This is a genomic window from Sulfitobacter maritimus (assembly GCF_013346665.1).
Classification (GTDB): Bacteria; Pseudomonadota; Alphaproteobacteria; order Rhodobacterales; family Rhodobacteraceae; genus Sulfitobacter; species Sulfitobacter maritimus.
Genome location: NZ_JABVBB010000034.1, coordinates 590,008 through 614,642 on the forward strand (window position 1 = coordinate 590,008; position 24,635 = coordinate 614,642).

The window sequence follows — 24,635 nt, forward strand, 5'->3', positions numbered from 1 at the left end:
TATCACATGGCCCGACCCGTTGTTGGCATTATCGGCAATTCCTATCTGCTGAACGATAGCTACCCCGTCCATGCGGGCGGGCAGATGAACACCGAGGCGATTGCAGGCGTGGCCGATTGTGTGCCGCTGATTGTGCCAAGTGATCCGCGATTTATCTCTGTCGAGGAACTGCTGGAGGTCTGCGACGGCTTTCTGCTGACCGGCGGGCGGCCCAACGTCCACCCCGAAGAATACGGCGAGCCTGAAACCGAGGCGCATGGCGCATTCGACCGCGCCCGCGACGCGCTGGCCTTGGCGCTGATCCGTGCCTGCGTGGCGCGCGGGCAGCCGTTCTTGGGTCTCTGTCGCGGTTTTCAGGAGGTCAACGTCGCGATGGGCGGATCGCTCTACCCCGAAATCCGAGACCTGCCGGGGCGGATGAACCACCGCATGCCCCCCGATGGCACCATCGAAGAGAAATTCGAACTGCGCCATGACGTGACCTTTACCGAAGGCGGCGTTTTTCATCATGTGATGGGGGCTTCCAAGGTGCGCACGAACACGTTGCATGGGCAAGGGATCAAGGAGCCCGGTCCTCGGGTGGTGATCGATGGCCATGCAGATGATGGCACGCCCGAGGCGATCTACATCGCCGATGCGCCGGGTTTCACGCTTGCCGTGCAATGGCATCCGGAATGGAATGCCGCCAATGATCCCGTCTCGCGCCCCTTGTTCGAGCATTTTGGTGCGGCGGTCCGGGCTTGGGCGGCGGATGGGTCAGCGCTGCCGGTGATGACAGCGGCGCAGTAAGACGCGACGGTAAAGACGACAGCCTTCTACGTGGCCGTGAGGAAGGCGGTGTTCTACGCGGCGGTGAGGTAGGCGGTGCTCTTCGCGGCGGTGAGGAAGGCGGTGCTCTTCGCGGCGGTGAGGAAGGCGGTGTTCTTCACGGCGGTGAGGAAGGCAGCCTTCTACGTTGCGGTGAGGGAGGCGGTGTTCTACGCGGCGGTGAGGAAGACAGTGTTCTACGCGCCAGGATTCGCGTGGGCTGCCGCGCGCGATCTCTCAATGCACCACAGTTAGCCGCGCTGTTTTCCACTGCGCCGTGTTCAACTATGTAACCTTTGGGGTGGCATATGCGTCGGGCGGCGCGGCAGCAAAGGTGCGATATCATCGTCTAACACCTCATTATCGTCCAACACTTCGAATTCCGGCTCAATTACCCGCGAACGGTCACGATGGATGGAACTGAACGACCAATCCTCTGGCCGTTTACAGAGACCGGCATGAACCGGGCTGAGATGCACAAGATCGCGATGCCGTTTAAAATCCGCTGCGTCCCGTATCTTATGCTCCCAGAACCGCCGCTGCCAAATGCCTTTCTCGCCACGCTTGATTTGTCGCAGGCTGCGATGGGGCGGAAGGGGCAGGTGCTTTGAAAACCGGGCCTTCCACATGCCAATCCGGTTCGCATAGTCGCCATCCTGTTCAGGCAAGGTCCAGACCGTGTGGATGACATCCGGTAGAACGGCGATTGCGTCGATGTGGAACGGCCTTCGCGCCAAAGTTTCCCTCAGCGCTTGCCGAAGCAGCGAAACCCGTCGTAGCAGAACGTCGTCACCCCGCCGCGCCAAACGCAGGGTAAAAAAATAGGTGCCGCCGGGGCCATGATGCCGTCTTGACCGTGTCATGACCCTAGCTTTGCGCAGCTTGGTTAAGAAGCGCTTAACGCCCTCACATCTGCCCGCCCGCGATTTCGATACATTGCCCGTTTACGCTTTCCGAGCCTTCGCCCACCAACCACGCCGCCGCCGCTGCAACCTCGGCAGGCGCGATCAGGCGTTTGTGGCGGTTGGCGTTGATCATCACCTCGCGGGCCTTGTTCTCTGACAGCCCGGCGCGTTTGGCGATGGTCTCGGTATTGCGGGCGATGATATCGGTATCAACATAGCCGGGGCAGAGCGCGTTAAAGGTAAAGGGCTGGCCCATGTAATCCTCGCTGAGCGAGCGGATCAGGCCAATCATCCCGTGTTTGGAGGCTGAATAACACGCCGCCCCCGGCAGGCCGCGCAGTCCGGCCATGGAGGACACCGCAATCACCCGCCCCCAATCCGTCTGCCGCATGGATTTGAGGCTCTCGCGGATCGTCAGGAACGCGCCGTCCAGATTGGTGGCCATCATGTCGCGCCAGAAATCGAGATCTGTTTTATGCAGGGCGCGGCCCTCTGCCACGCCAGCATTGGCGATACAGATTTGCACCGGGCCATTGGCCTCTACCGCTCGTGCTATGGTGTCAACAACCTGCGCCTCCTCGCGCACGTCCATCGCCATCCCGGTGATGCCATCGCCTGCCACGGCATCCAGCACCTCTTGCCGCCGCCCGGTGATGGTGACAAGTGCGCCCTTGGCCGCCAAGTCCTGCGCTATGGCCAGCCCGATGCCGGTGCCGCCGCCAGTGATGACTGCGTGTTTGCCTTGAAGTGTCATAATACCTCCCCTTTTTAAGCAGGGTGGCGCGGGGCGGCCAGTAGCTCAAGAGCGACGTGCCGTGACGACGCGTTAATTTGCGCAGAACTGCGGCCGGGCAGGGAGGATTTCCCCGGTGCCGTGGCGGTAGAGACACAGGCAAATGTTCTTACTCGGGTCTCCTTGCTGCTCGCCAAGGATTCCCTCACAGGTTGCAGCGGGTAACCTGATAACAGGGCCTTGTTTACATTGGAGCAGTATTATGAATTTCACAAATTTCCCCGCCCTGACGCTCACCGCAGCGCTGACCCTCGGCGCTGGCACAGCGCAGGCTATTGAAGTGACGGGCGGCTCGGTCGGCCTGTCTTACTCTGCTTTTGCTGATGATACCGACTTCAACCGTTGGGGCCTCGAAGGCGCGATGGAGCTGGGGTTCACACGTGACTTTAGCATGCAGATCGACGCCGCCTATCATGATTTTGACTGGACCGACATCGACAGCACCCTGCTCGGCCTGCACGGTATTTACCACATGAACGACGCAACCTCCTTTGGCGTGTTCTTTACACGCGAGGATGCTGAAGGCGCCGAAGCAGACATTCTTGGTGTCGAACTCGGCCATGAGGTTCAGGATTGGGAGTTCGAGGGCTATCTGGCGGATGTCGACACCGATGCCGGCGACGCCACTCTGGGCGGTGTTCTCGCCCGCTACGAGATGAGCGAAGGGTTCGGACTGACCGGCTCTTACGACCGTGGCGAAGCCGACGGCAATGATCTATCGCGTTTCGCCATTCGGCTTGACCGGGATGTTTCCATGACGACCAATCTCTTCGTTGAGGTCGGATCGGCCAAGGCGGACGTTGCCGGCGCGCGCGGCTCGGAACCTTTCGTGGGCTTGGGCGGCACGATGAACTTCGGTGCGGATCGCGGCACGACCTTTAACCAGCGTGGTCTGGCGCGGTTGATCCCGGGTCTGTAAGCGTTACCTCCCCCAATTCGGGGCTGACACATGGCAAGGTTTTATCCCTGCCATGTGTCACAGACGCACGGTTGTGCTATCGACCGCGCGTTTATTGGAAAACCGTTCCCCTCATGTGGCAGTGCGGCAATTTCGCAGCGTTTCAACCTTGGTTTGCTTGTACTATTGCTGCGCCCGCGCTATCGGTCTGACTAACAAAATTGCGCCACGCGGGTGCAATGGGCCAGCAATAAGGGGATTCTTGGTTTGAAGATCGGGACACCGAAAGAGATTTTCGAAGGCGAGAACCGGGTCGCAATGACGCCGGACAGCGCTGTGCAACTGCAAAAACTTGGACACAGTTGTGTTATCGAAACCGGCGCCGGTGCGGCTGCGGGCTTCGATGATGCGGCCTATGAAGCCGCAGGCGTCGAAGTGGCGAAAACCACCGACGCGCTGTGGGAGGCTGCCGATGTCATTGCCAAGGTGCGCCCGCCTTCCGAGGCTGAGGTCGAGCGCCTGCGCACGGGCCAAACGCTGATTTCCATGTTCAATCCCGCCGGCAACAAAGATCTGATGGAGGCTGCCGCCGAGAAGGGCGCGACGGTCATGGCGATGGATATGGTGCCACGCATCAGCCGTGCACAGAAAATGGATGCGCTGTCGTCCATGGCCAATATCGCAGGCTATCGCGCTGTGATCGAAGCGGGCAACAACTTTGGCCGCTTCTTTACCGGTCAGATCACCGCAGCGGGCAAGGTGCCCCCGGCGAAGGTTCTGGTCGTCGGTGCAGGTGTTGCGGGCCTCGCGGCCATCGGCACATCCACGTCGCTGGGTGCGATTACGCTCGCCTTCGACGTACGCCCCGAAGTGGCCGAACAGGTTGAGTCGATGGGCGCAGAGTTCGTCTATCTAGACTTTGAAGAAGAACAGCAGGATGGCAGCGCGTCGGGCGGCTATGCCTCTGTTTCCTCGCCAGAATTCCGCGAAGCTCAATTGGCTAAGTTCCGCGAGTTGGCGCCCGATGTCGACATCGTTATCACCACGGCGTTGATCCCCAACCGCGAAGCGCCAGAGCTTTGGACCGAAGACATGGTCGCGGCGATGAAGCCGGGCTCCGTGATCGTCGACCTTGCGGCGGAAAAGGGCGGCAACTGCAAGCTGACCAAGATGGACGAGAAGATCGTCACCGAGAACGGTGTCACGATCATCGGCTACACCGATTTCCCCTCGCGCATGGCAACGCAGGCTTCGACGCTCTATGCCACCAACATCCGCCATCTGATGACGGATCTGACGCCCGAGAAAGACGGTGTCATCAACCACAATATGGAAGATGACGTCATTCGGGGTGCCACCATCACCCATGAAAATGAAGTGACCTTCCCGCCGCCACCGCCCAAGGTTGCGGCCATTGCGGCGGCGCCGAAGAAGGAAAAGGTCAAGGAAAAGACGCCCGAAGAGAAGCGCGCCGAGGAACTGGCGGCGTTTAAATCGCAGACCAAGAACCAAGTCACGCTCTTGGCCGTGGGCGCTGCGCTGCTCCTGGGGGTTGGTCTTGTGGCCCCTGCAAGCTTTATGCAGCACTTCATCGTCTTCGTTCTGGCGGTCTTTGTTGGCTTCCAAGTCATCTGGGGCGTGGCGCACAGCTTGCACACGCCGCTGATGGCGGTGACCAACGCGATCTCTTCGATCATCATTCTGGGCGCGCTGATGCAGATCGGCTCGAACTCGGCACTGGTGATTATTCTTGCTGCTCTGTCGGTCTTCATGTGTGGGATCAACATTTTCGGTGGCTTCCTCGTGACACGGCGCATGCTCGCCATGTTCCAGAAATCCTGAAGGAGCACGCATAATGGACTATGGATTTACGACAGCGGCTTATGTGGTCGCAGCGGTTCTCTTCATCCTGTCGCTCGGCGGCCTGTCGGGGCAGGAAAGCGCGAAACGGGCCGTTTGGTACGGCATCGTCGGCATGGCGCTGGCGGTTATCGCCACGCTGATCGGGCCGGGGGCGGGGTTCTGGCTCCTCTCCCTGATCCTGATCGCCGCCGGCGGGGCCATCGGCTACCAACTGGCCACCCGCGTGCAGATGACGCAGATGCCCGAACTGGTCGCCGCGATGCACAGCCTTGTGGGTCTTGCCGCGGTCTTTGTGGGCTACAACGCGCATATCGAGTTGAACAATGTGCTGGCGATGGACGAAGTGGCGCGTGCCACCACCGAAGGTTTCGCGGCACTGTTGGCCAAGAAAGACAGCGTTGAGATCGCGATCCTGCGGGTTGAACTCTTCCTCGGCGTCTTCATCGGTGCGGTGACTTTCACTGGCTCGGTCATTGCCTATGGCAAGCTCGCCGGGCGCGTGAGTTCCGCGGCGACGAAACTGCCGGGCGGTCACCTGCTGAACGCGGGCGCCGCGCTGCTCTCGCTGCTCTGCTTGGTCTGGTACTTTAACACTGGGGGGTTCCTGCCGCTCTTCATCATGACATTGGCGGCGCTGTTCATTGGCTACCACCTGATCATGGGCATCGGCGGTGCGGATATGCCGGTGGTTGTGTCGATGCTGAACAGCTACTCCGGCTGGGCCGCGGCGGCGATTGGCTTCTCGCTTGGCAACGATCTGTTGATCGTGGTCGGTGCGCTGGTTGGCTCCTCGGGTGCGATCCTCAGCTACATCATGTGCAAGGCGATGAACCGCTCGTTCATCAGCGTGATCCTCGGCGGCTTTGGGGGGACTTCTGGCCCCGCGATGGAAGTCGAGGGCGAGCAGGTGGCGATTGAAGCGGACGGTGTGGCGCAAGCGCTGAACGAGGCCGACAGCGTCATCATCATCCCCGGCTACGGCATGGCGGTGGCACAGGCCCAAGGCGCGGTCAGCGAGTTGGTCAAAAAGCTGCGTGCGAAGGGCAAGAACGTCCGTTTCGCCATCCACCCGGTGGCGGGCCGTCTGCCCGGGCATATGAACGTGCTGCTGGCCGAGGCAAAGGTGCCTTATGACATCGTCATGGAGATGGACGAGATCAACGACGATTTCCCGGATACGGATGTGGCGATCGTCATTGGCTCCAACGACATCGTGAACCCCGCGGCTCAGGACGATCCCAACAGCCCCATCGCTGGCATGCCGGTGCTGGAATGCTGGAAGGCCAAGACGGTCTTTGTCTCCAAACGCGGGCAGGGTACAGGCTATTCAGGCATCGAGAACCCACTGTTCTTTAAGGAGAACACGCGCATGTTCTATGGCGATGCCAAAGCCAGCCTCGACAAGCTGCTGCCGATGATCGACTAAGCGGTTTCCTTAAAAGGGAACGGCCGGGACTTTTCCCGCGCTTGCATCGGATGGACGCCCTGCCGGAAGCGGTGGGGCGTTTGTCGTTTTGACAGGCGGTATACTTCGGTACACTGCAACATGCTGAAAATTAATGATTATTCTCTGGCGCTATGACGCAAAGCCGCTATTCTAAGGTGCAATTGACGCCCGAACAGCGGAACATCCCATGGCCCCGATTAAAGACCACCCCCAGCGGCTTGCTCTGACAGGCGAAATGCATGCGCGTCCTTTTCCGCAGCTTGCCGCGCCCTCGCGGGTGGCCTTTCTCGCCGTAAAGTTCGCGCCGGGCTGTGATGCGAAGTCTGAACTGAACGCCCTGCTAGCCCATTACGGCGCACCCCGCGCGGATGCGGAGGCCAAACATTACTACGGCGAAATGGGGCGCTTCACGCTGAAATGGGAGCAGCATACCGAGTTCGTCACCTATACGGTGATTGCACAGGCCGGGCAGGCCGCACCCTTTGCCGCCTCCGATTTTGACGTCTTTCCCGATGATTGGCTGTCGTCCATGCAAGGCGAGCGGATCACGTCCGCGCTGGTGGTGGTGCTGCCCAAACCCGGCGATGATGCTGAGGTTGCCGCCCATCTGCAAGACTGGTTCGTGCCTGAAAGTCTCGCTGTGGCCGAGGTGCTGGAAGGGGCGTCGGTGGTCGCCAGTGACTTTCGGATCGATCCCGCAGGCCACATGCGGCTGGCGCTATTTACCGACGCGAGCACGGGCCAGCGCCGGATCGGGCGCATTGTGCAGCGGCTGTGCGAGATTGAGACCTATAAGGCCATGTCGATGTTGGGCTTTATGGAAGCACGGGGCATGGCAACCGCGCTCAACGATCTGGACGGGCAACTCTCCACCCTGATGGGCGCGATGCGCAGCGGGGCAGGGACGGCGGCCGAAGAAACGCTCCACGCGCTGCTCGACGTTTCTGTGGCGTTGGAGGCGCTCACGGCAGATACGGCCTACCGTTTTGCCGCCACGGGGGCCTATGAGGCGATTGTCTATCAGCGCATCTCGGCCCTGCGCGAAGAGCGCTTTATGGGGCGGCAGGGGTTCGGAGAGTTCATGATGCGGCGCTATGAGCCGGCAATGCGGACGGTGAAATCCACCGAGGCGCGGTTGCAGACACTTTCAGGCCGCGCGCTGCGCGCTGCTGATCTGCTGCGGACGCGGGTCGATGTGGAACGCTCGGCCCAGAACCAAGCGATCCTTGCCAGCATGGACCGCCGCGCCGATCTGCAACTGCGGCTGCAACATACGGTCGAAGGGCTGTCGGTTGTCGCGATCAGCTATTACGCCGTGTCGCTGGCGGGTTATCTTCTTTATCCCGCCGCCGAGCGGCTGGGGGTCAGCAAAGGGGTGCTGACCGCCATTGTTACTCTGCCGGTAGTCCTTGGGGTCTGGCTGATGTTGCGGCGTCTGCGACGGAAGATCGGTTGAGCAGTGCCTGCATGGCAAGCGCGCCCAGAGCGATCATGGAGATGGCCTCGATAGCCGCGACCGACAGCGTCGGTACGCCCGACAGGCCAGCGCCCAATGTGCAGCCCCCGGCCAGCACACCGCCCACGCCCATCATCGCCGCGCCGGTAAGGTAGCGGCCAGTCTGGCGCGGCGCGTCAAAGCTCTGCCAGCGGAATTCGCCCGACAGCAAGCTGGCGATCAATGCACCGATCAAGACGCCGCCCAACAGGCCAGTGCCGAACCCGGCAGGGATGGAAGAACTGGCGATGGTCCAGAACAGCGAGTCCGCAGCAGGGGAGGTGAAGCTCAGGCTTTCCATCGCGATGGGGTCAAACTCGTCCAACAGGATGAACCCGGTCCCAACCCATGCCGCAGGCACCAGCAGCCCCAGAAGCGCCGCCATGACAAGCTGCCCCGCACGGTTGCCCGAGCGCAGTGCGTAGGCCAATGAAGCGAGCGCAATAAGACCGCCCCAGAGCAGCGCCCCACCGGGTAGGGTGGCAAGGCTGACGTTCTCGCCCAGATTGACAGTAACGGACCCTAGCGCCACCCGCAGCGGAGCGAGTACGCCCTTTAGCGTCGCATGAGCCACCACAGCAAAGACCAGCACCACCAGCGCTGCACGCAGATTACCACCACCTGTCAGGACCGTGAGACGTGAAATGCAGCCGCGCGTCAGCACCATGCCCGCGCCGAACAAAATCCCGCCGATGGCAATGGCCAGGAAAGGCACCTCGCTGGCCATAAAGCGATGCGCGTCGAACTCAATAAGGCCAGCCAGCACCGCAGCCTGAGTACCGATCACGGCAAAGGCGAGCGCAGCCAGCCAGATGCCGAGCGCCTCGCGGCGGTCCTCGCCCACAAGGCTGCGGCGAAAACAGAAGCGGGTGCGCTGCGCCAGTACGCCGAACGCAAAACCGATCACAGCTGCCAGCAGAACAGATGCCTGTTTCGCCGTGGTCTCTTCAAAGCCGAAGGACTCAAACATCACAAAAACCCTCAAAAACGGAATTATTTCCCATTTGGCGGCAGGGGCGGGCGTAATCAAGTGAAAGAAGGCGAGGTGCGATGCTGGGCCGAGGAAAAATGTTTTCATCCGGCCCGTATTGCGGCAACTCTGTTCGGCGGAAGGGCGGAGGCCGAAAACAAAACGGCCCCCGAAGCGCAGTTCGGGGGCCGTTTGGGACTTATTTGGCTCAGCGGCCTCGGATCCGCGGATCAAGCGCGTCGCGCAGGCCGTCGCCTAGATAGTTCACCGCCAGAACCGTCAGCGAGATCGCGATTCCCGGCAGCATGACGCGTTCGGGGAACTCCTGCATCCGGTCAACCGCATCAGCCAGTTGCTTGCCCCATGTAGGGAAGTCCGACGGGAAGCCGACGCCGAGGAAGCTCAACGCGCTTTCAGTAATGATTGCCGTGGCCAGACCCAGCGTGGCCGAAACCATGATCGGCGAGATCACATTGGGCAGCAGGTGGCGCCGGATGATCTTGCCCGGTGTGGTGCCGATGGAGCGGGCGGCGAGAATGAACTCACGCTCCTTCAGCGCCAGAATGTCGCCACGTACGATCCGGGCCGTTTGCATCCAAGAAGTCAGGCTGATGACAGAGACGATCAGGATGAACATGCCCCCTTCAGGCCCAAACTGCGCCCGCAGCGGTTGACCAAAAAGTGTCACCGCCAAAAGCACCAGCGGCAGGATCGGCAGGCTGAGGATCAGATCGGTAAAACGCATGAGCCAGAAGTCGAGCCGTTTGAAGAAGCCCGAGAGCACGCCCACGGCGGTGCCGATGATCAGTGCCAGCGCCATGGCCATCCAGCCCACCGCCATCGAGACACGCCCGCCGAAAAGCATCTGGGCAAGGATATCGCGGCCCAACTGATCGGTGCCAAAGGGGTGAATCCAGCCCGCTTTGGCGTCCCCATCCCACAGCAGCGTATAGATCGGCCGCCAGTTCTTGTTGCGGATGTCGAGCTTCTTGGCGTCGATGTCCCACAGGTAGGGGCCAAAGATTACCGCCAGCGTGATGAAGATCAGAAAGCCGCCGCCGAATAGCGCGCCTTTGTGTTTGCGGAACTGGTCCCAGACGTCGCGCCATTGGCTGCGCGGAGGCTTCTGCGGCCCCTTGTCTTGCAGCGCCTTCATGAACTCCAGGTCGGCTTCGACGGGGCTGGCGGGGATGGGTTGCTCAGTCATAACGGATCCTCGGGTCAAGCAGGCCGTACAGGATGTCTGCGATCAAGTTGAACAGCACGATCAGGATCGCAAAGATGAAGGTGAGGGTCATGACCATCGGCAGGTCATTGGCCCGCAGTGCGGTCAGCAGCAGTTGCCCGATGCCGTTCACCTTAAAGACGTTTTCAGTAATAATCGCACCGCCAAAGATCGCGGGCATGCCGAGCGCGATGACGGTGACGACCGGGATCATCGAGTTGCGCAGCACATGGACCATGACGACGACGCTTTCCTTCAATCCCTTGGCGCGGGCGGTGCGGACGTAGTCTTGGTTCAGGTTGTCGAGCATGGCACCACGCATGTAGCGGCTGATCTGGGCGGTGGTTTGCAGGGCCAGCACCATGACGGGCATGATCATCTGCATGAACTGCACCTTAAAGCTCTCCCAGTCGTTTACCACATGGGTCGTGTCATAGATCGACGGCAACCAACCGAGATAGACTGAGAAGATCACGATGAGCAGCGGCCCGGTAAAGAAGGGCGGGATCGAAAAGCCGACCATGGTGACGAATGTCCCGGCCTGATCGAAAACCGAGTAATGGCGATAGGCCGAGTAAATCCCGATCGGAATGGCGATGACGATGCCCACGATATAGGCCAGCCCCACGACCCAGAGGGTCTGTGGCATCCGCTGGATCACGATGTCCATCACCGGCGAACGGGTCTGCCAAGAGATCACGCGCAGCTTGCCCTCAGAAAATGCAGTGTCGGGCAACCAGCTGAACAGGGCAGAGCGGTTGGTCAGATAGTCAATGAACACTTGTGGCTCGATCCAGAAGACCTGCACCAGCCACTTCCAGTATTGGATATGGATCGGTTGCCCAAGGCCCAAGGCCTCGCGCATTTTCTCTTTCACCTCAGGCGGGACCGTCAGCGGCACTTGGGCCATCGGGTCGCCGGGCGCGAGTTGCAGCAGCAGGAAAATCACCAGGCTGATAAACAAAAGCGTCGGGATCGACAAAAGAAGTCGTCGGATGGTGAAGGTCAACATGGGCGTCGCCTTTGTAAGTCAGTCTGTAAGTTGGGGGCGAAAAAGGGTGTGCGACCTGCGCACACCCCCGGTAGTCATCGTTGGGGCGCTTGGCAAGCCAGACGCCCCGATTGATGTTATTCTTCCTTTTTGCGGTACCAATCTGCCGCGTTCCACAACTCCGAGTCCCAAGTGTTCAGGATCACACCGCCAAGGGTGTTGGACGCTGCAGAAACCCGACCACGGTCTACCAGTGGCAGGATCGAATAGCTGTCTTTGGTCAGCATGTCGTTCAGCTTCTTGGCGATTTCGCCACGCTTTTCCATCTCGCCGGTACGGCCAAGCTCGGCCACCATTGCGTCATACTCTTCGTTGCAGAAGCGGTTGATGTTTTCGCCCTGCCACTGTGTTTCCGGGCCGGGGAATTTCGCGCAGGTCCGCTGGGCAAGGTAGCTTTGCGGGTCGGTGCCATCGAAGTTGTTGGCGTACATTTCAACGTCTGCATAGAACCGCTGGAATGTGTCGGTCGACCCGGGATCACCACCAAAGAAGACCGAAGAGTCGATGTTGCGCAGCTCGGTTTCGACACCGATTTGGCTCCACCAATCTTTGATCAGCGCTTGGAAGTCCTGACGCACAGCATTGGTCGAGGTCTGGTAGAGCAGGGACAGCTTCTTGCCGTCCTTCTCGCGCACACCGTCGCCGTCGCTGTCGACCCAGCCCGCCTCTTCAAGCAGAGCTTTCGCGCCTTCGATGTCCTGAGTCAGACAGTCGGTGTTGTCAGAGGCGTAAAGCTCAGGTGCTGGCACCATGTTGCAGGTGGCGCGGCCCGCTTGGCCATAGCCCACTTCGACCAGCAGTTCGCGGTCGATCGCCATGGACAGCGCGCGGCGCACTTTTTCATCGCTCAGGATCGGGTGCGGGTGTTTGGCGGTCGAACGCTCGCCTTCGGGCAGGTCGGGGGAGGGGTCTGTCATGTTCAACTCAAGACGCTCTACCAGCGTGCCGAATGCCGACATCGGCTTGCCCTTGCCGCCTTCGGCCATCTTGGCAATCACGTCAGGCGCCAGTTGCAGGTTCCACGCGTAGTCGAACTCGCCCGTCTCCATCACTGCACGGCCTGCGGCTGTCGCATCGCCGCCACCCTTGAACGTCAGCGTGGCAAAGGCGGGTTTGCCTTCTTCGCGGAAGTTCTCGTTGGCTTCCATGGTGATCACGTCATTGGGACGGAACTCAACAACCTTGAACGGGCCAGTGCCGATGGGGTTGAAGTTGGCTTCGGTACACTCAGGCGCTTTGGCGCCGGTACAATCAGCAAATTGCGCGGCCTGCAGGATCGGGGACTGGCCGCCCATGAAGGGGCCGTAGGGGTTCGGCATCGGCTCAGAGAAAGTCACTTTGACCGTCTGATCGTCGACCGCCTCAACCGAAGCAACACCTTCAAACTTCGCCAACTGCGCACAGCCGCCTTCGGGGTTCATGCAGTAGTCGGCTGTAAATTTCACGTCATTGGCGGTGAAGGGCGTGCCGTCGGACCAAACCAAACCGTCTTTCAACTGCCAGGTGATGGTCTTGAGGTCTTCGCTCACGCCGCCGTTTTCAAGCGTGGGAATTTCCTTGGCCAGAAACGGCACCAGACCGCCGTTTTCGTCATAACGCCCAAGTGGCTCCAGCACGAGCGAGGAGGCTTCGACGTCTTTGGTCCCCGATGACAGGTAGGGGTTCAAGATCGACGGCGCCTGCCAATAGATGATCTTTACCTCACCATCCCGGCCGCGCTCGCCTTCATGTCCTTCGGCAAGGGCCATGGGGGCAAATGCAGCAGATGCCACGGCCCCCATCAATAGGGTCTTCATTTTCATACTTCACTCCATGTTGGACACCTAAGCGTGCCGCTTTTTATGACAGGATTTCCCCTGCCTTTTCTGTTGTCGCCTTGGGAAAAAGCCCCTCAGTTTCGCTTGCTAAACATGCTAAATACCTGCATATTTCTACCAGAGCGAGAAGTGCGCTTCCCAAGCCGCATAGGGCGTATCGAAAACAGGTTTCGCGGAAATTACAAGACTCGTCGTGGCACATATTTGACAAAGCCGACGGCAGGTGCATCAGGTTTGACAGTCTTGCCATATTCGCCGTAGCGTCAGGCGAAATTCGCCCCAAGAAAAACAACAGGGAAACAGATGCTGGATACCACAAACGAGACGCCCATCGCCCAGATCGAAGGGCTGCGCGTTGAATTTCAGACCAAAGATGGCCCTGTTGTGGGCGTTGAGGACGTCAGTTTCCACATCAATCCGGGCGAGACGGTCTGCGTTGTTGGGGAATCGGGCTCGGGCAAGTCGGTGTCTTCGCTGTCTTTGATGCGGTTGGTAGAATACGGCGGCGGCGAAATCGCTGGCGGGCGGATGCTTTTTGACCGGGGCGCGCAGGGCGAGGTCGATCTCGCGGCGAGCGGCGGCAATATGATGCGCAAGATTCGCGGCAATGAGATCGGGATGATCTTTCAAGAGCCGATGACCGCGTTGAACCCCGTCTTCACCATCGGCAAACAGATGACCGAAGGTCTGCGTCTGCATCTGAATATGTCGCGCAAAGAGGCCGAGGCCCGCGCGCTGGAATTGATGCGTCAAGTCCGCATTCCCGAGCCGGAGCGGCGTCTGAAGCAATACCCCCATGAGCTATCCGGCGGTATGCGCCAGCGCGTCGTGATTGCAATGGCCTTGGCCTGTGAACCGCGCCTGCTTATCGCGGATGAGCCGACCACGGCGCTTGACGTAACCATTCAAGCCGAGATCCTTGCACTGATGGACCGGCTCAAGCGCGAGACTGGCACGGCGGTGATGTTCATCACCCATGATATGGCCGTGGTGGCGCAGATGGCCGACCGCGTGGTCGTCATGTTCCGCGGCAAAAAGGTCGAAGAAGGCACGGTTGAGGAGATTTTCGAGAACCCGCAGCACCCCTATACCAAAGCGCTTTTGGCCGCCGTGCCGAAACTGGGCGAGATGACAGGCAAACCTTACCCAGAGCCGATGAAGCTGCTGGGCTCGGAAGACAAGGAAATCTTGCCGATCAAAGGCCGCGAAGAGGTGCTGCTTTCGGTCAAAAACCTGACCACACGTTTCCCGGTGCAGGGCGGTTTCCTGCGGCGCACCGTGGCCAATGTCCATGCGGTCGAAGACTTGTCCTTTAGCATCAACAAGGGCCAGACGCTGAGCCTTGTAGGTGAGTCTGGTTGCGGCAAATCAACGGCGGGGCGCTCAATCCTGCGGCTGGTGGAGCCTATGTCGGGGGAGGTGAACCTTGATGGCGTAGACATCATGGCGCTCGATCAAAGCGCCCTGCGCACCGCGCGCCTCGACATGCAGATGATCTTCCAAGACCCCTTCGCCTCGCTCAACCCGCAGATGCAACTGGCCGATCAAGTGGCCGAGCCGATCCACAACTTTGCCACGCTCAAGGGGGGGGAGATCAACAAGCGGATCGAGATGCTCTTTGACCGGGTCGAACTGCCGCGCAGCTTCATGCGCCGCTTCCCGCATGAGCTGTCGGGCGGCCAACGTCAGCGTGTCGCCATCGCCCGCGCGCTTGCGCTGAACCCCAAGCTCATTATTGCGGACGAGGCGGTCTCGGCCCTCGACGTGTCGGTGCAGGCGCAAGTGTTGAACTTGATGATGGAGCTTCAGGCCGAGATGGAACTGTCGTTCCTCTTTATCAGCCATGACATGGCGGTGGTCGAACGGGTCAGCCACTATGTGGGCGTGATGTATCTGGGCCGCATTGTTGAGCTTGGCTCGCGCCAGCGCGTGTTTGAAAACCCGCAGCACCCCTATACACAAGCGCTGATGAAGGCGGTCCCCATCGCGGATCCCCGTCGGCGCAAGTCGGAGAAGGATTTGAACTTCAAGCCGATCCCATCGCCGATCCATCCTATATCCTACAAGCCAGAGCCTTCGGTCTATAAGGAAGTGGAACCGGGCCATCATGTGTTGATCACCGACAGCGGTTACTAAAGGAAGACCCCATGACCACGCGTCTGACGCCGTTTGAACTGATGGAAAAACTCATCAGTTTTCCCACCGTGTCGCGGGATACAAACATCCCGCTGATCGATTGGGTGGCCGAGTATCTTTCCAGCCACGGCATCGAAAGCCACCGCTACATTGATCCCGAGCAGCCCAAACATGCGCTCTTTGCCCATGCCGGACCTTGGGAAGAGGGGGCGGTCGTGCTGTCGGGCCATACCGATGTGGTGCCGGTGGACGGTCAGCCGTGGGAGAGTGATCCCTTCACCGTGACCGAACGCGATGGCCGCTACTACGGGCGCGGTACCTGCGACATGAAGGGTTTTGACGCGCTGGCGATCTGGGCGCTGGTCGAGGCGCATTATGCGCAGGTCAAACGCCCACTGCAAATCGCGCTCAGCTTTGACGAAGAGATCGGCTGCACCGGCGCGCCGCCGATGATTGAGGCGATGCAGGGCGTGTTGCCAAAAGGCTCTGCCGTGATCGTGGGCGAGCCGTCGACCATGCAGGCTGTCACCGGCCACAAGGGCGGGATCGGGTTTAACACGCATCTGGTGGGGTTTGAGGTCCATTCTTCGCTCCTGCACACCGGCGTCAACGCGATCATGGCCGGGGCCAAGCTGATCGAATGGGCCAATGACGTGAACAGCGACAATATGGCCGCCAAACCGACCGAGACCGCAGCAATGTTCGACCCGCCCTTCACAACCGCCCATGTCGGCGTGATCGAAGGCGGCACAGCGCATAACATCACCGCCAAAGACTGCAAATTCGCGATGGATTTCCGCGTGGTGCCGGGCGAGGACAAGGACAAATGGGGCACCGCCTACCTCAAGAAAGTGCGCGAGGTCGAAAAGCAGATGCAGGCCGTGGTGCCTGAGACATATATCGAAACCTCAACCCGCTTTGACGTGCCGGCGCTGCAACCCGAGAAAGACGGTGAGGCCGAGCAGATCGTGCGCCAGATCACCGGCGACAATGCGAGCCACAAGGTGAGCTACGGCACCGAGGCTGGGCAGTTCCAAGAAGCGGGCTATTCCGCGGTGATCTGCGGGCCGGGCGACATCGCACAGGCGCATCAGCCGAATGAATTTATCGAGGTCTCGCAGTTCGAGGCGGGCCATGACTTTATGCGCAGGCTGCTGACCCGGCTGCAAGGCTAAGCCGGGGGCAGGGGGGCGTCTCCTGCCACCCGGCGATCTGCTTTGCAATCTAACCGGCCGCCGTATTGCTGCGCGTGCGGCCTTATCTTACGGGCCGTGTCATGTCATCTTTCCCCATCAGTCTCGCCACTCCGGTAACCTATCCCCGCACCCCACCGCGTGAGGCTGAGGTGGTGGTGATCGGTGGCGGGGTGATCGGGGTCTGCACCGCCCTGTTTCTCGCGCAGGCGGGCAAGCAGGTCACGCTGCTCGAAAAAGGCCGCATCGCTGGGGAGCAGTCCAGCCGGAATTGGGGATGGATACGCCAACAGGGCCGCGACCCGGATGAATTGCCGATCATGATTGAGGCGGCGCGGCTCTGGCGGGAGTTGGCGCCGCAGTTGGACCGCGACATCGGTCTGCATCAGGGCGGCGTGACATATCTTGCCGAGACCGACGCGAAGTTGCAGCGCTATGCGGACTGGCTGCCCCATGCGCAGGCCCATGGTGTGGACAGCCGTGTGATGGACGCACAAGAAACCGCCGCCGCGTTCCCCGGTCTGGCCAAGGGCTACGCGGGCGCGCTGACCACACCGTCTGACATGCGGGCCGAGCCTTGGGCCGCCGTCCCCGCGCTTGCCGCTTTGGCCACCAAGGCGGGCGTGCGGATCATTGAGAATTGCGCGGTTCGCAAACTCGACCTTGCCGCCGGACGCATCGCCGGCGTGGTGACTGAGGCGGGCGCGATCAAATGCTCCGCTGTGGTGTTGGCGGGGGGCGCGTGGTCGGCGTTGTTTCTACGCGCCCATGGGGTGCAACTGCCGCAATTATCGGTGCGCGAATCCGTTTTGGCGACCAATACCCTGCCCGAAGTACATGCGGGCGCGGCGGTGGATGGGGGGCTGGCCTTCCGCCGCCGCGCGGATGGCGGTTATACGCTGGCGCCGCAAAACGGGCCGGACCTCTATATCGGGCCAGATGCCTTTCGGGCGCTGCGCCATTATCTGCCTCAACTGCGCGACAATCCTTTTGGCCAGCGTCTGCGGCTTTCTGCGCCGCGCGGGTTTCCAGACGCTTGGTCCACCCGTCGCAGATGGGCCGCTGACAGTTTCAGCCCTTTTGAGGCGTTGCGTATTCTTGACCCCGCACCGGACCACCGACAGTTGCGCAAGGCGATCAAACATTTCGCCGCCCGCTACCCTGATTTGCCCCCCGTTACTGCCCGCGCCTCATGGGCGGGGATGATCGACGTGATGCCCGATATCGTGCCGGTGGTGGATCATTGTGCGCAGATTCCGGGCCTGACCATCGGCACTGGCATGTCAGGCCATGGTTTTGGCATCGGGCCGGGCATGGGGAAAATGCTCGCGGCTCTGGTCATGGGCGATAGGCCGGGGCATGATCTGAGCAGATTCCGCGCCGACCGGTTCAGCGATGGCAGTCCCATCCGCCTTGGCCCGTCGCTCTGAGCGTATTTCACCGAAGGATGTCACCATGCCAATCAAGAACCGTTTTGCTGAGATACATGCCGAGATCACCGCTTGGCGGCGTCATTTGCACCAACACCCGGAGTTGATGTTCGACCTGCCGGAAACCTCGAAATTCGTGGCCGACAAACTGCGCAGCTTTGGCATCACCGACATCACCACCGGCATCGCGCAGACTGGCGTGGTGGCGGTGATCGAAGGGCAGAGCAACAACTCTGGCCGCACCATCGGCCTGCGCGCCGACATGGACGCCTTGCCGATCCATGAGGCGACGGGGCTGCCCCACGCCTCCAAAACGCCGGGCAAGATGCATGTCTGCGGCCATGATGGCCATACGGCGATGCTGCTCGGCGCGGCGCAATATCTGGCCGAGACGCGCAATTTCGATGGCCGTGTGGTGTTGATCTTTCAGCCCGCCGAAGAAGGTGGCGGCGGCGGCAATGTCATGGTCGAAGAAGGGCTAATGGACCGTTGGGGCATCGATGAGGTTTACGGGATGCACAATATGCCCGGCCTGCCCACCGGACAATTCGCCATCCGCGAAGGTGCGCTTTTGGCGGCGGCGGATGAGTTCACCATCACGCTTACCGGTCAGGGCGGTCATGCCGCCGCCCCGCATGAGGCGATTGATACCAATCTTGCCGCGGCCCATGTGTTGATCGCGCTGCAATCCATCGCCAGCCGCAACACCGATCCGCTGAAACAGGTCGTCGTCTCCGTCTGCACCCTGCGCAGCGATACGGAGAGCCATAACGTTTTGCCGCATCAGGTCCTCTTGCGCGGCACCGTGCGCACGCTGGCACCCGAGGTGCGCGATCTGGCCGAGCGGCGTTTGCACGACCTCACCCGCCTGACCGCCGAGGCGCATCAATGCAGCGCCGAGATCGACTACCAACGCGGCTATCCTGTCACAAGCAACCACGCCGAGCAGACCCGCTTTGCCGCTGATGCAGCGGATCAGATCACCCCCGGCACGATCCGCGACACGCCGCCCATCATGGCAGGCGAGGATTTCTCCTACATGCTGAACGCGCGACCGGGGGCCTATATTATGATCGGCAATGGTGAGGGGGCGACCGTGCATCACCCGGAGTATGACTTTGACGACGCGGCGATCCCGGCGGGCTGTTCGTGGTTCGCGCAGGTGGTTGAGGACCGGCTGGCAAGGGCGTAAGCAGGTGGCAGATAAATGCGCCTGCCTGCCTGTCAGCGCGAAAACCCAACCCGGAGGACCCCCGAATGGCCGTCAAGAACCGCTTTGCCGAACTGCATGATGACATCACCGCATGGCGACGTGACCTGCACGAGAACCCCGAAATCCTGTTCGAGACGCACCGCACGTCTGGCATCGTAGCGGAAAAGCTCCGCGCCTTTGGCTGTGACGAAGTGGTCGAAGGCATTGGCCGCACCGGCGTTGTGGGTGTGATCAAAGGTAAATCGACCGCCTCTGGCAAAGTTGTGGGCCTCCGCGCCGATATGGATGCGCTGCCGATCCATGAGCAAACCGGGCTGGACTATGCGTCAAAGACAGACGGCGCGATGCATGCCTGCGGCCATGACGGCCACACCGCCATGCTGCTGGGGGCCGCGCAATATCTGGCGGAGACGCGTAACTTCGACGGTACCGTTGTCGTGATCTTCCAGCCCGCCGAAGAAGGCGGCGGCGGCGGTCGCGAAATGTGCGAAGACGGTATGATGGACCGTTGGGGCATTCAGGAAGTCTATGGCATGCACAACTGGCCCGGCATGCCGACAGGTTCCTTTGGCATCCGCGCGGGTTCTTTCTTTGCCGCGACGGATCAGTTCGACATCACCTTCGAGGGGAGCGGTGGCCATGCCGCGAAACCGCATGAGACGGTCGACACCACTGTAATGTCGGCTCAGGCTGTGCTGGCGCTGCAAACCATCACTTCGCGCAATGCCGATCCGGTTGAACAAATCGTGGTGTCGGTGACCTCTTTCGAGACGTCTTCAAAAGCCTTTAACGTGATCCCGCAGAAGGTGCAGATCAAAGGCACCGTGCGTACCCTGTCCGCCGAGATGCGCGAGCTGGCCGAAAAGCGCATCAATGAGATCTGCAACGGCATTGCCACGACCTTTGGCGGCACGGCCGATGTGACCTACCACCGGGGCTATCCGGTCATGGTGAACCACGATGCGCAGACCGAATTTGCCGCCGATGTGGCGCGGTCTGTTTCCGGTGACTGTGTGGAAGCGCCGCTGATCATGGGGGGCGAAGATTTCGCCTTCATGCTGGAGGAGCGCCCCGGTGCCTATATCCTCGTGGGCAACGGCGACACAGCAGCGGTGCATCACCCGGAGTATAACTTTAACGATGAGGCGATCCCGGCAGGGTGCAGCTGGTGGGCGGGCATTGTTGAGCAGCGTATGCCAGCGGCCTGATCGATAGGGTAAAGACAATGAAACGCGCCTCCGCTCCGGAGGCGCGTTTTGCGTTGGCTTAGCCGCGCTGCGAGAGTTCGCGGTACACCGCATTAATTCCATCAGCCTCCGTCCGCGCACTAAAACGGCGCTCTGCCAAATCGCGCGCAGCCTGTGCCAGATCGGTTTGCTCTGTACGGTCGAGCGGGGCAATTACCGCCTGCGCCGCCTCGGGTGCGTTTTGGGTAGGCTTAGCCGCGCTGCCAGAGTTCGCGGTACACCGCATCGATCCCATCGGCCTCGGCCCGCGCACTGAAGCGGTGCTCTGCCAGATCACGCGCAGATTGTGCCAGATCGGTTCGCTCTGCACGGTCGAGCAGGGCCATCGCGGCCTCTGCCGCCGCCTCGGGCGCGTTTTGCGGTACCACCTGACCCACGCGGCCTTGGTCGGAGAAGGCTTTGTAATAGCCCGCGTCGCTGCCCACGAATGGCACGCCAGAGGCCAACCCCTCAAGCGGCACCATCCCGTAGCCCTCGTAGCGCGGAAGTTGCACGACAAGCGACAAGGCCCGCATCAAGCGGGGCAGGTCGGTGGCAGGATATTCCCCCACGAAAAGCAGCCGATCCGCCAGCCCTGCGGCTGCGACCTGCGCTTTCAGCTTGGCCAGAAAGGCGTCATGTTTGCCCCCCGCACGGCCAACGACCAGAGCCACAGCACCGGGGCGTTGCGGCAACAGACGCAGCATCGCCTCGACAAAAAGATCGGTGCCTTTTTCGGGCCGGATGCGCCCCACCGTCGCGATGCCATGGGTGCCGCCAAAACCCAGTTGCGCCCATGCCGCCGCGCGGTTCGTGGCGGGGGTAAAGAGATCCGTATCGACCCCATGCGGCACCACGGCACGCACATGCGGTACGAATTCCGCCGCCCGCTCTGTCGTGGCGATCACCGCGTCCATCTGCCGGATCAGCCAGCGCGGATAGGCCGAATGCAGCCTTTGCGCGGCGGAGGTAAATACAATCTTAATGGGCGCCCGCCGTATATCGCGCAGCCAAATCGCGCTGCGCATCTCCGGGTTGCGGCGCACATGCCAGATGGCGAAGGGTCGGTCTTGGGGCGGATGGTTGCGGGTGACCTTGGCTGCTGCAGCGCGGGTCAGGGGCATCGGGCATCCGGGCAGTGGGTGGCCGACCAAAGCCAGATCATACCGCGTGTTCTGCTGACGGATCACATTGGCTGCTGTCGCTGATACGCCGGTGAAATTGGGGTTAAAGTTGGTGACGTAAAGTTCAGGCATCGCTTGACGCCCTGTCCAACCGCAGTGCTGTGATCAGCCGTTCGGCAATCCCATCAAGCTTGTCCGTCTGCGCCTCGGCAAAGGCTTTGGCTGCAGTGACACCTTTGACGCGGGCGATATCATTGCTGAGCAGGTCTGCCACGCGCTCGGCCAAATCCTGCGTTCCCGCCACCAGCCGCGCAGCGCCCGCAGCCTCCATCTCGGCATAGGTCTCGGCAAAATTGGCAATATGCGTGCCCGACAGAACAAACGCGCCAGCCTGTGCGACTTCATAAGGATTGTGACCGCCGATCGGATGCAACGAACCGCCCAGAAAGACAACATCGCTTAGCGCATACCACGTGCCAAGCTCACCCATCGTATCGGCCAGAAAGACCTCCTCGCCGGGCATGTCCCCGCGTGTACGGCGGGTGAAATTGAAGCCTGCCTTGCCGATTAACTCAGCCACTTCGTCACCGCGTTCCGGATGACGGGGGGCGAGGATCAGACACAGATCGGGGAACCGCGCGATTAGATCCCGGTGCGCGTCCAATACCGACTTTTCTTCGCCGGGATGGGTCGAGGAGGCCACCCAGACCGGATGGTGGCCAAGGGCGGCGCGGGATTCAAAAAGCGCGTCTTCGTCCTGCGGCAGCGGGCCAGCCATCGATTTCAGATTGATCCCCCGCGCAACCCGCTCGGCAGGGGCGTTGACCTCAACCATCGCTTTGGCCATCGCGTCATTCTGGGTCAGGATCAGATCGAAAACACCGAAAAGATAGCGCGCCAGAACCGGCTGCTTTTGCCAACGCGCGATGGAGCGTTGCGACAGGCGTGCATTGATCAGCGCCATCGGCACACCGCGCTCATGGGTCCGGCGTAGCATCTGGGGCCACAATTCGCTTTCCACAAACAACGCCGCATCCGGGCGCCAGTGGTTGAGGAAACGCTTCAAAGGACCAGGGGCGTCAAGCGTGGCGAACTGATGCCGGGTGCGGGGCGGCAGGCGTTGGCCAACCAACCGCGCTGAGGTCGCGGTGCCTGAGGTGATCAGGAAATGCGCATCGGGCAGGGCGCGGCCCATCCGGTCAATCAACGCCAAAACCGACAGGCTTTCACCGACTGAGGCTGCATGAAACCAGATCAAGCGGCCTTCGGGGCGGGGGCTGCTGGCATGACCGAGCTTCTCATGAGCGCGGTGAACCTCAACCCCGGCGCGGCGCAGTTTGGCCACGGACTGCCGCGCCGCAAAGGGCAGGATCGCGGCGCTGGCGGCGACCCAAGCATGATAGAGAAACGGTGCGGCCACGCCCTCAGCCGCCAGTATGGCTCATGTGGCGGGGCATTTGCCCATCGACGCGCTGGCGCGAGTAGTCAAAGTCATGCCCCTTTGGCTTGCGGTCAATCGCCGCCCGGATCGCCGCTTGCAGCGGTTGGTCGTTGTCGGGGTAATCGCGCAGAGGCGCACGCAGATCAGCCACGTCCTCTTGGCCCAGACACATGTAGATTTCCCCGGTGCAGGTAATCCGCACCCGGTTGCAGCTTTCGCAGAAGTTATGGCTCAGCGGCGTGATGAAACCGATTTTCTGGCCGGTCTCTTCCAGCCGCACATAGCGTGCCGGGCCGCCGGTGCGTTCGGCCAGATCGGTGACGGTGTAGTGTTCCGCATAGCGGGCGCGGACGTCGTTGAGGGACCAGTATTGGCCAAAGCGGTCCTCATTGCCCAGATCGCCCATTGGCATGACCTCAATCCACGTCAGATCAATACCACGCTCTGCGCACCATTCGGTGATATAGGGCAGTTCCGGCTCGTTAAAGCCTTTGAGCGCCACCGCGTTGATCTTGACCTTAAGCCCGGCCCGTTGCGCTGCGTCAATGCCGCGCAAGACCTGCGGCAGACGGCCCCAGCGGGTGATGGCGGCGAATTTCTCTTCGTCGAGAGTATCGAGCGAAACATTCACCCGGCGCACGCCCGCGGCATAGAGATCATCCGCGAAACGCTCCAACTGGCTGCCGTTTGTGGTCAGCGTCAGTTCCTTCAACGCACCACGATCAAGATGCCGTTTCATCCCATCGAAAAACGTCATGATCCCGCGCCGCACCAAAGGCTCACCCCCGGTGATGCGCAGCTTTTCGACGCCCAGATCGATGAAGTTGCTGCACAGGCGGTCCAACTCTTCCAGCGTCAGCAATTCCTTCTTGGGCAGGAAGGTCATGTTCTCAGACATGCAATAGACGCAGCGAAAATCGCAGCGGTCCGTGACGGAGACGCGCAGATAGGTGATCGCACGCATGAAAGGGTCAATAAGAGGAGCAGTCATACCTCATAGGTAATGATCCGCCATGGCCGGGGCAAGCAGCATTTGGGCGATTGATAAGGGCAAGGGGCGCAGCTAGGCTAAGGGCATGACACGCATGATATTCCCGCTATTCGCCGCTGCCGCCCTATCGGGCTGTGCAAGTCTTTCTGACAGTTTGGGCTTGGAAAGGGGGGCGACTAAACCGGCAGCCGCGCCTGCGCCTTCTGAGGCCGCCGCGCCTACTCCCTCCGCGCAAACCAGCGCCGCACCGGAACTGACGTCGGGTGCCAATACCGCCGAAAGCCTAGACACCACCACTGCCGAAGAGCGCGAAGCGGCCACGAAAGCCCCCGCAGCTGCGGGAACGGTGCTTGGGGAGACCGTAGTGAGCCTTGGCAGCGCCACGGAGCCGGGGTTGTGGTTAAAGACGCCCTTGGTTGATCGCGAGCAGCCGGGGCGGGTGACCAATCCGGCAACGGGAAAATCCGCGGCGGTAACGCTTATCCCGATTGAGGGCCCCCCAACAGCGGGCAGCCGGATGTCACTGCCCGCGCTGCGGCTGATCGGCGCATCGCTGACCGATCTCACCCCAGTAGAGGTAGCGGCTGGCTAGGCTTCTCGCGAGGTCCCT

At 61.1% G+C, this 24,635-nt stretch carries 21 protein-coding genes; 12 read left to right on the plus strand and 9 right to left on the minus strand.

Annotated features, from left to right (window positions below):
• Positions 1-6: 6 nt before the first annotated feature.
• Entirely contained in the window at positions 7-789 is a 783-nt protein-coding gene (locus HTT03_RS12930; RefSeq protein WP_174860186.1) for a gamma-glutamyl-gamma-aminobutyrate hydrolase family protein, read from the plus strand.
• A gap of 75 nt (positions 790-864) precedes the next feature.
• The gene (locus HTT03_RS12935; RefSeq protein WP_174860187.1) at positions 865-1,062 is read left to right on the plus strand and encodes a hypothetical protein; all 198 of its coding nucleotides are present in this window, start codon (positions 865-867) and stop codon (positions 1,060-1,062) included.
• A 26-nt stretch (positions 1,063-1,088) separates the two neighbouring features.
• Here HTT03_RS12935 and HTT03_RS12940 read toward each other — a convergent pair whose 3' ends face one another.
• Together HTT03_RS12940 and HTT03_RS12945 are read right to left on the minus strand one after the other, a co-directional pair.
• Positions 1,089-1,670 (minus strand): REP-associated tyrosine transposase, encoded by a 582-nt coding sequence (locus HTT03_RS12940; RefSeq protein ID WP_174860188.1) that lies wholly within the window; start codon positions 1,668-1,670, stop codon positions 1,089-1,091.
• Between the two features lie 43 nt (positions 1,671-1,713).
• Entirely contained in the window at positions 1,714-2,466 is a 753-nt protein-coding gene (locus HTT03_RS12945; RefSeq protein WP_174860189.1) for an SDR family NAD(P)-dependent oxidoreductase, read from the minus strand.
• 241 nt (positions 2,467-2,707) lie between these two features.
• Between HTT03_RS12945 and HTT03_RS12950 the strand changes: the two genes are divergently transcribed.
• The 4 genes from HTT03_RS12950 to HTT03_RS12965 all read left to right on the plus strand — a co-directional run bounded on the left by HTT03_RS12950 (position 2,708) and on the right by HTT03_RS12965 (position 8,169).
• The gene (locus HTT03_RS12950) at positions 2,708-3,424 is read left to right on the plus strand and encodes a hypothetical protein (protein ID WP_174860190.1); all 717 of its coding nucleotides are present in this window, start codon (positions 2,708-2,710) and stop codon (positions 3,422-3,424) included.
• Positions 3,425-3,670: 246 nt separating this feature from the next.
• On the plus strand, positions 3,671-5,245 hold the full coding sequence (locus HTT03_RS12955; protein WP_174860191.1) for a Re/Si-specific NAD(P)(+) transhydrogenase subunit alpha: 1,575 nt from the start codon (positions 3,671-3,673) through the stop codon (positions 5,243-5,245).
• Positions 5,246-5,258: 13 nt separating this feature from the next.
• A complete protein-coding gene (locus tag HTT03_RS12960) occupies positions 5,259-6,692 on the plus strand; it encodes an NAD(P)(+) transhydrogenase (Re/Si-specific) subunit beta (protein ID WP_174860192.1) in 1,434 nt (477 codons plus the stop codon).
• A gap of 208 nt (positions 6,693-6,900) precedes the next feature.
• Complete coding sequence (locus HTT03_RS12965) at positions 6,901-8,169, plus strand: DUF3422 family protein (RefSeq protein ID WP_174860193.1); 1,269 nt, start codon at positions 6,901-6,903, stop codon at positions 8,167-8,169.
• Here the strand turns inward: HTT03_RS12965 and HTT03_RS12970 are convergent.
• From HTT03_RS12970 to HTT03_RS12985, 4 genes are all read right to left on the minus strand, one after another.
• Positions 8,105-9,178, minus strand: a complete 1,074-nt coding sequence (locus HTT03_RS12970) for a YeeE/YedE family protein (protein ID WP_174860194.1) — start codon at positions 9,176-9,178, stop codon at positions 8,105-8,107. The two genes, HTT03_RS12965 and HTT03_RS12970, sit on opposite strands and share 65 nt — an antisense overlap.
• Positions 9,179-9,386: 208 nt before the next feature.
• Positions 9,387-10,385 (minus strand): ABC transporter permease, encoded by a 999-nt coding sequence (locus tag HTT03_RS12975; protein WP_174860195.1) that lies wholly within the window; start codon positions 10,383-10,385, stop codon positions 9,387-9,389.
• Positions 10,378-11,415, minus strand: a complete 1,038-nt coding sequence (locus HTT03_RS12980) for an ABC transporter permease (RefSeq protein ID WP_174860196.1) — start codon at positions 11,413-11,415, stop codon at positions 10,378-10,380. Before HTT03_RS12980 ends, HTT03_RS12975 begins: the two co-directional genes overlap by 8 nt.
• Before the next feature lie 116 nt (positions 11,416-11,531).
• Positions 11,532-13,256 (minus strand): peptide ABC transporter substrate-binding protein, encoded by a 1,725-nt coding sequence (locus HTT03_RS12985; RefSeq protein ID WP_174860197.1) that lies wholly within the window; start codon positions 13,254-13,256, stop codon positions 11,532-11,534.
• Positions 13,257-13,574: 318 nt separating this feature from the next.
• On the opposite strand from HTT03_RS12985, the gene HTT03_RS12990 reads away from it, so the two are divergent.
• The 5 genes from HTT03_RS12990 to HTT03_RS13010 all read left to right on the plus strand — a co-directional run bounded on the left by HTT03_RS12990 (position 13,575) and on the right by HTT03_RS13010 (position 20,451).
• On the plus strand, positions 13,575-15,407 hold the full coding sequence (locus HTT03_RS12990) for an ABC transporter ATP-binding protein (protein WP_174860198.1): 1,833 nt from the start codon (positions 13,575-13,577) through the stop codon (positions 15,405-15,407).
• An 11-nt stretch (positions 15,408-15,418) separates the two neighbouring features.
• Positions 15,419-16,582, plus strand: a complete 1,164-nt coding sequence (gene argE / locus HTT03_RS12995) for an acetylornithine deacetylase (RefSeq protein ID WP_174860199.1) — start codon at positions 15,419-15,421, stop codon at positions 16,580-16,582.
• 101 nt (positions 16,583-16,683) lie between these two features.
• Positions 16,684-18,030, plus strand: coding sequence for an NAD(P)/FAD-dependent oxidoreductase (locus HTT03_RS13000; protein WP_174860200.1), 1,347 nt, complete (start codon positions 16,684-16,686; stop codon positions 18,028-18,030).
• Positions 18,031-18,055: 25 nt separating this feature from the next.
• A complete protein-coding gene (locus HTT03_RS13005; protein ID WP_174860201.1) occupies positions 18,056-19,222 on the plus strand; it encodes a M20 aminoacylase family protein in 1,167 nt (388 codons plus the stop codon).
• 65 nt (positions 19,223-19,287) lie between these two features.
• Entirely contained in the window at positions 19,288-20,451 is a 1,164-nt protein-coding gene (locus HTT03_RS13010) for a M20 aminoacylase family protein (protein ID WP_174860202.1), read from the plus strand.
• A gap of 230 nt (positions 20,452-20,681) precedes the next feature.
• Here the strand turns inward: HTT03_RS13010 and HTT03_RS13015 are convergent, their stop codons facing one another.
• Genes HTT03_RS13015 through moaA form a run of 3 tightly spaced genes read right to left on the minus strand, consistent with a single transcriptional unit; the run spans position 20,682 to position 24,025 of the window.
• The gene (locus HTT03_RS13015) at positions 20,682-21,725 is read right to left on the minus strand and encodes a glycosyltransferase family 4 protein (RefSeq protein WP_174860203.1); all 1,044 of its coding nucleotides are present in this window, start codon (positions 21,723-21,725) and stop codon (positions 20,682-20,684) included.
• Positions 21,718-23,013 (minus strand): glycosyltransferase N-terminal domain-containing protein, encoded by a 1,296-nt coding sequence (locus HTT03_RS13020; RefSeq protein WP_174860204.1) that lies wholly within the window; start codon positions 23,011-23,013, stop codon positions 21,718-21,720. Before HTT03_RS13020 ends, HTT03_RS13015 begins: the two co-directional genes overlap by 8 nt.
• A 4-nt stretch (positions 23,014-23,017) precedes the next feature.
• Positions 23,018-24,025, minus strand: coding sequence for a GTP 3',8-cyclase MoaA (moaA, locus tag HTT03_RS13025; RefSeq protein ID WP_174860205.1), 1,008 nt, complete (start codon positions 24,023-24,025; stop codon positions 23,018-23,020).
• A gap of 85 nt (positions 24,026-24,110) precedes the next feature.
• Between moaA and HTT03_RS13030 the strand changes: the two genes are divergently transcribed.
• The gene (locus tag HTT03_RS13030) at positions 24,111-24,617 is read left to right on the plus strand and encodes a hypothetical protein (RefSeq protein WP_174860206.1); all 507 of its coding nucleotides are present in this window, start codon (positions 24,111-24,113) and stop codon (positions 24,615-24,617) included.
• Positions 24,618-24,635: the final 18 nt, after the last annotated feature.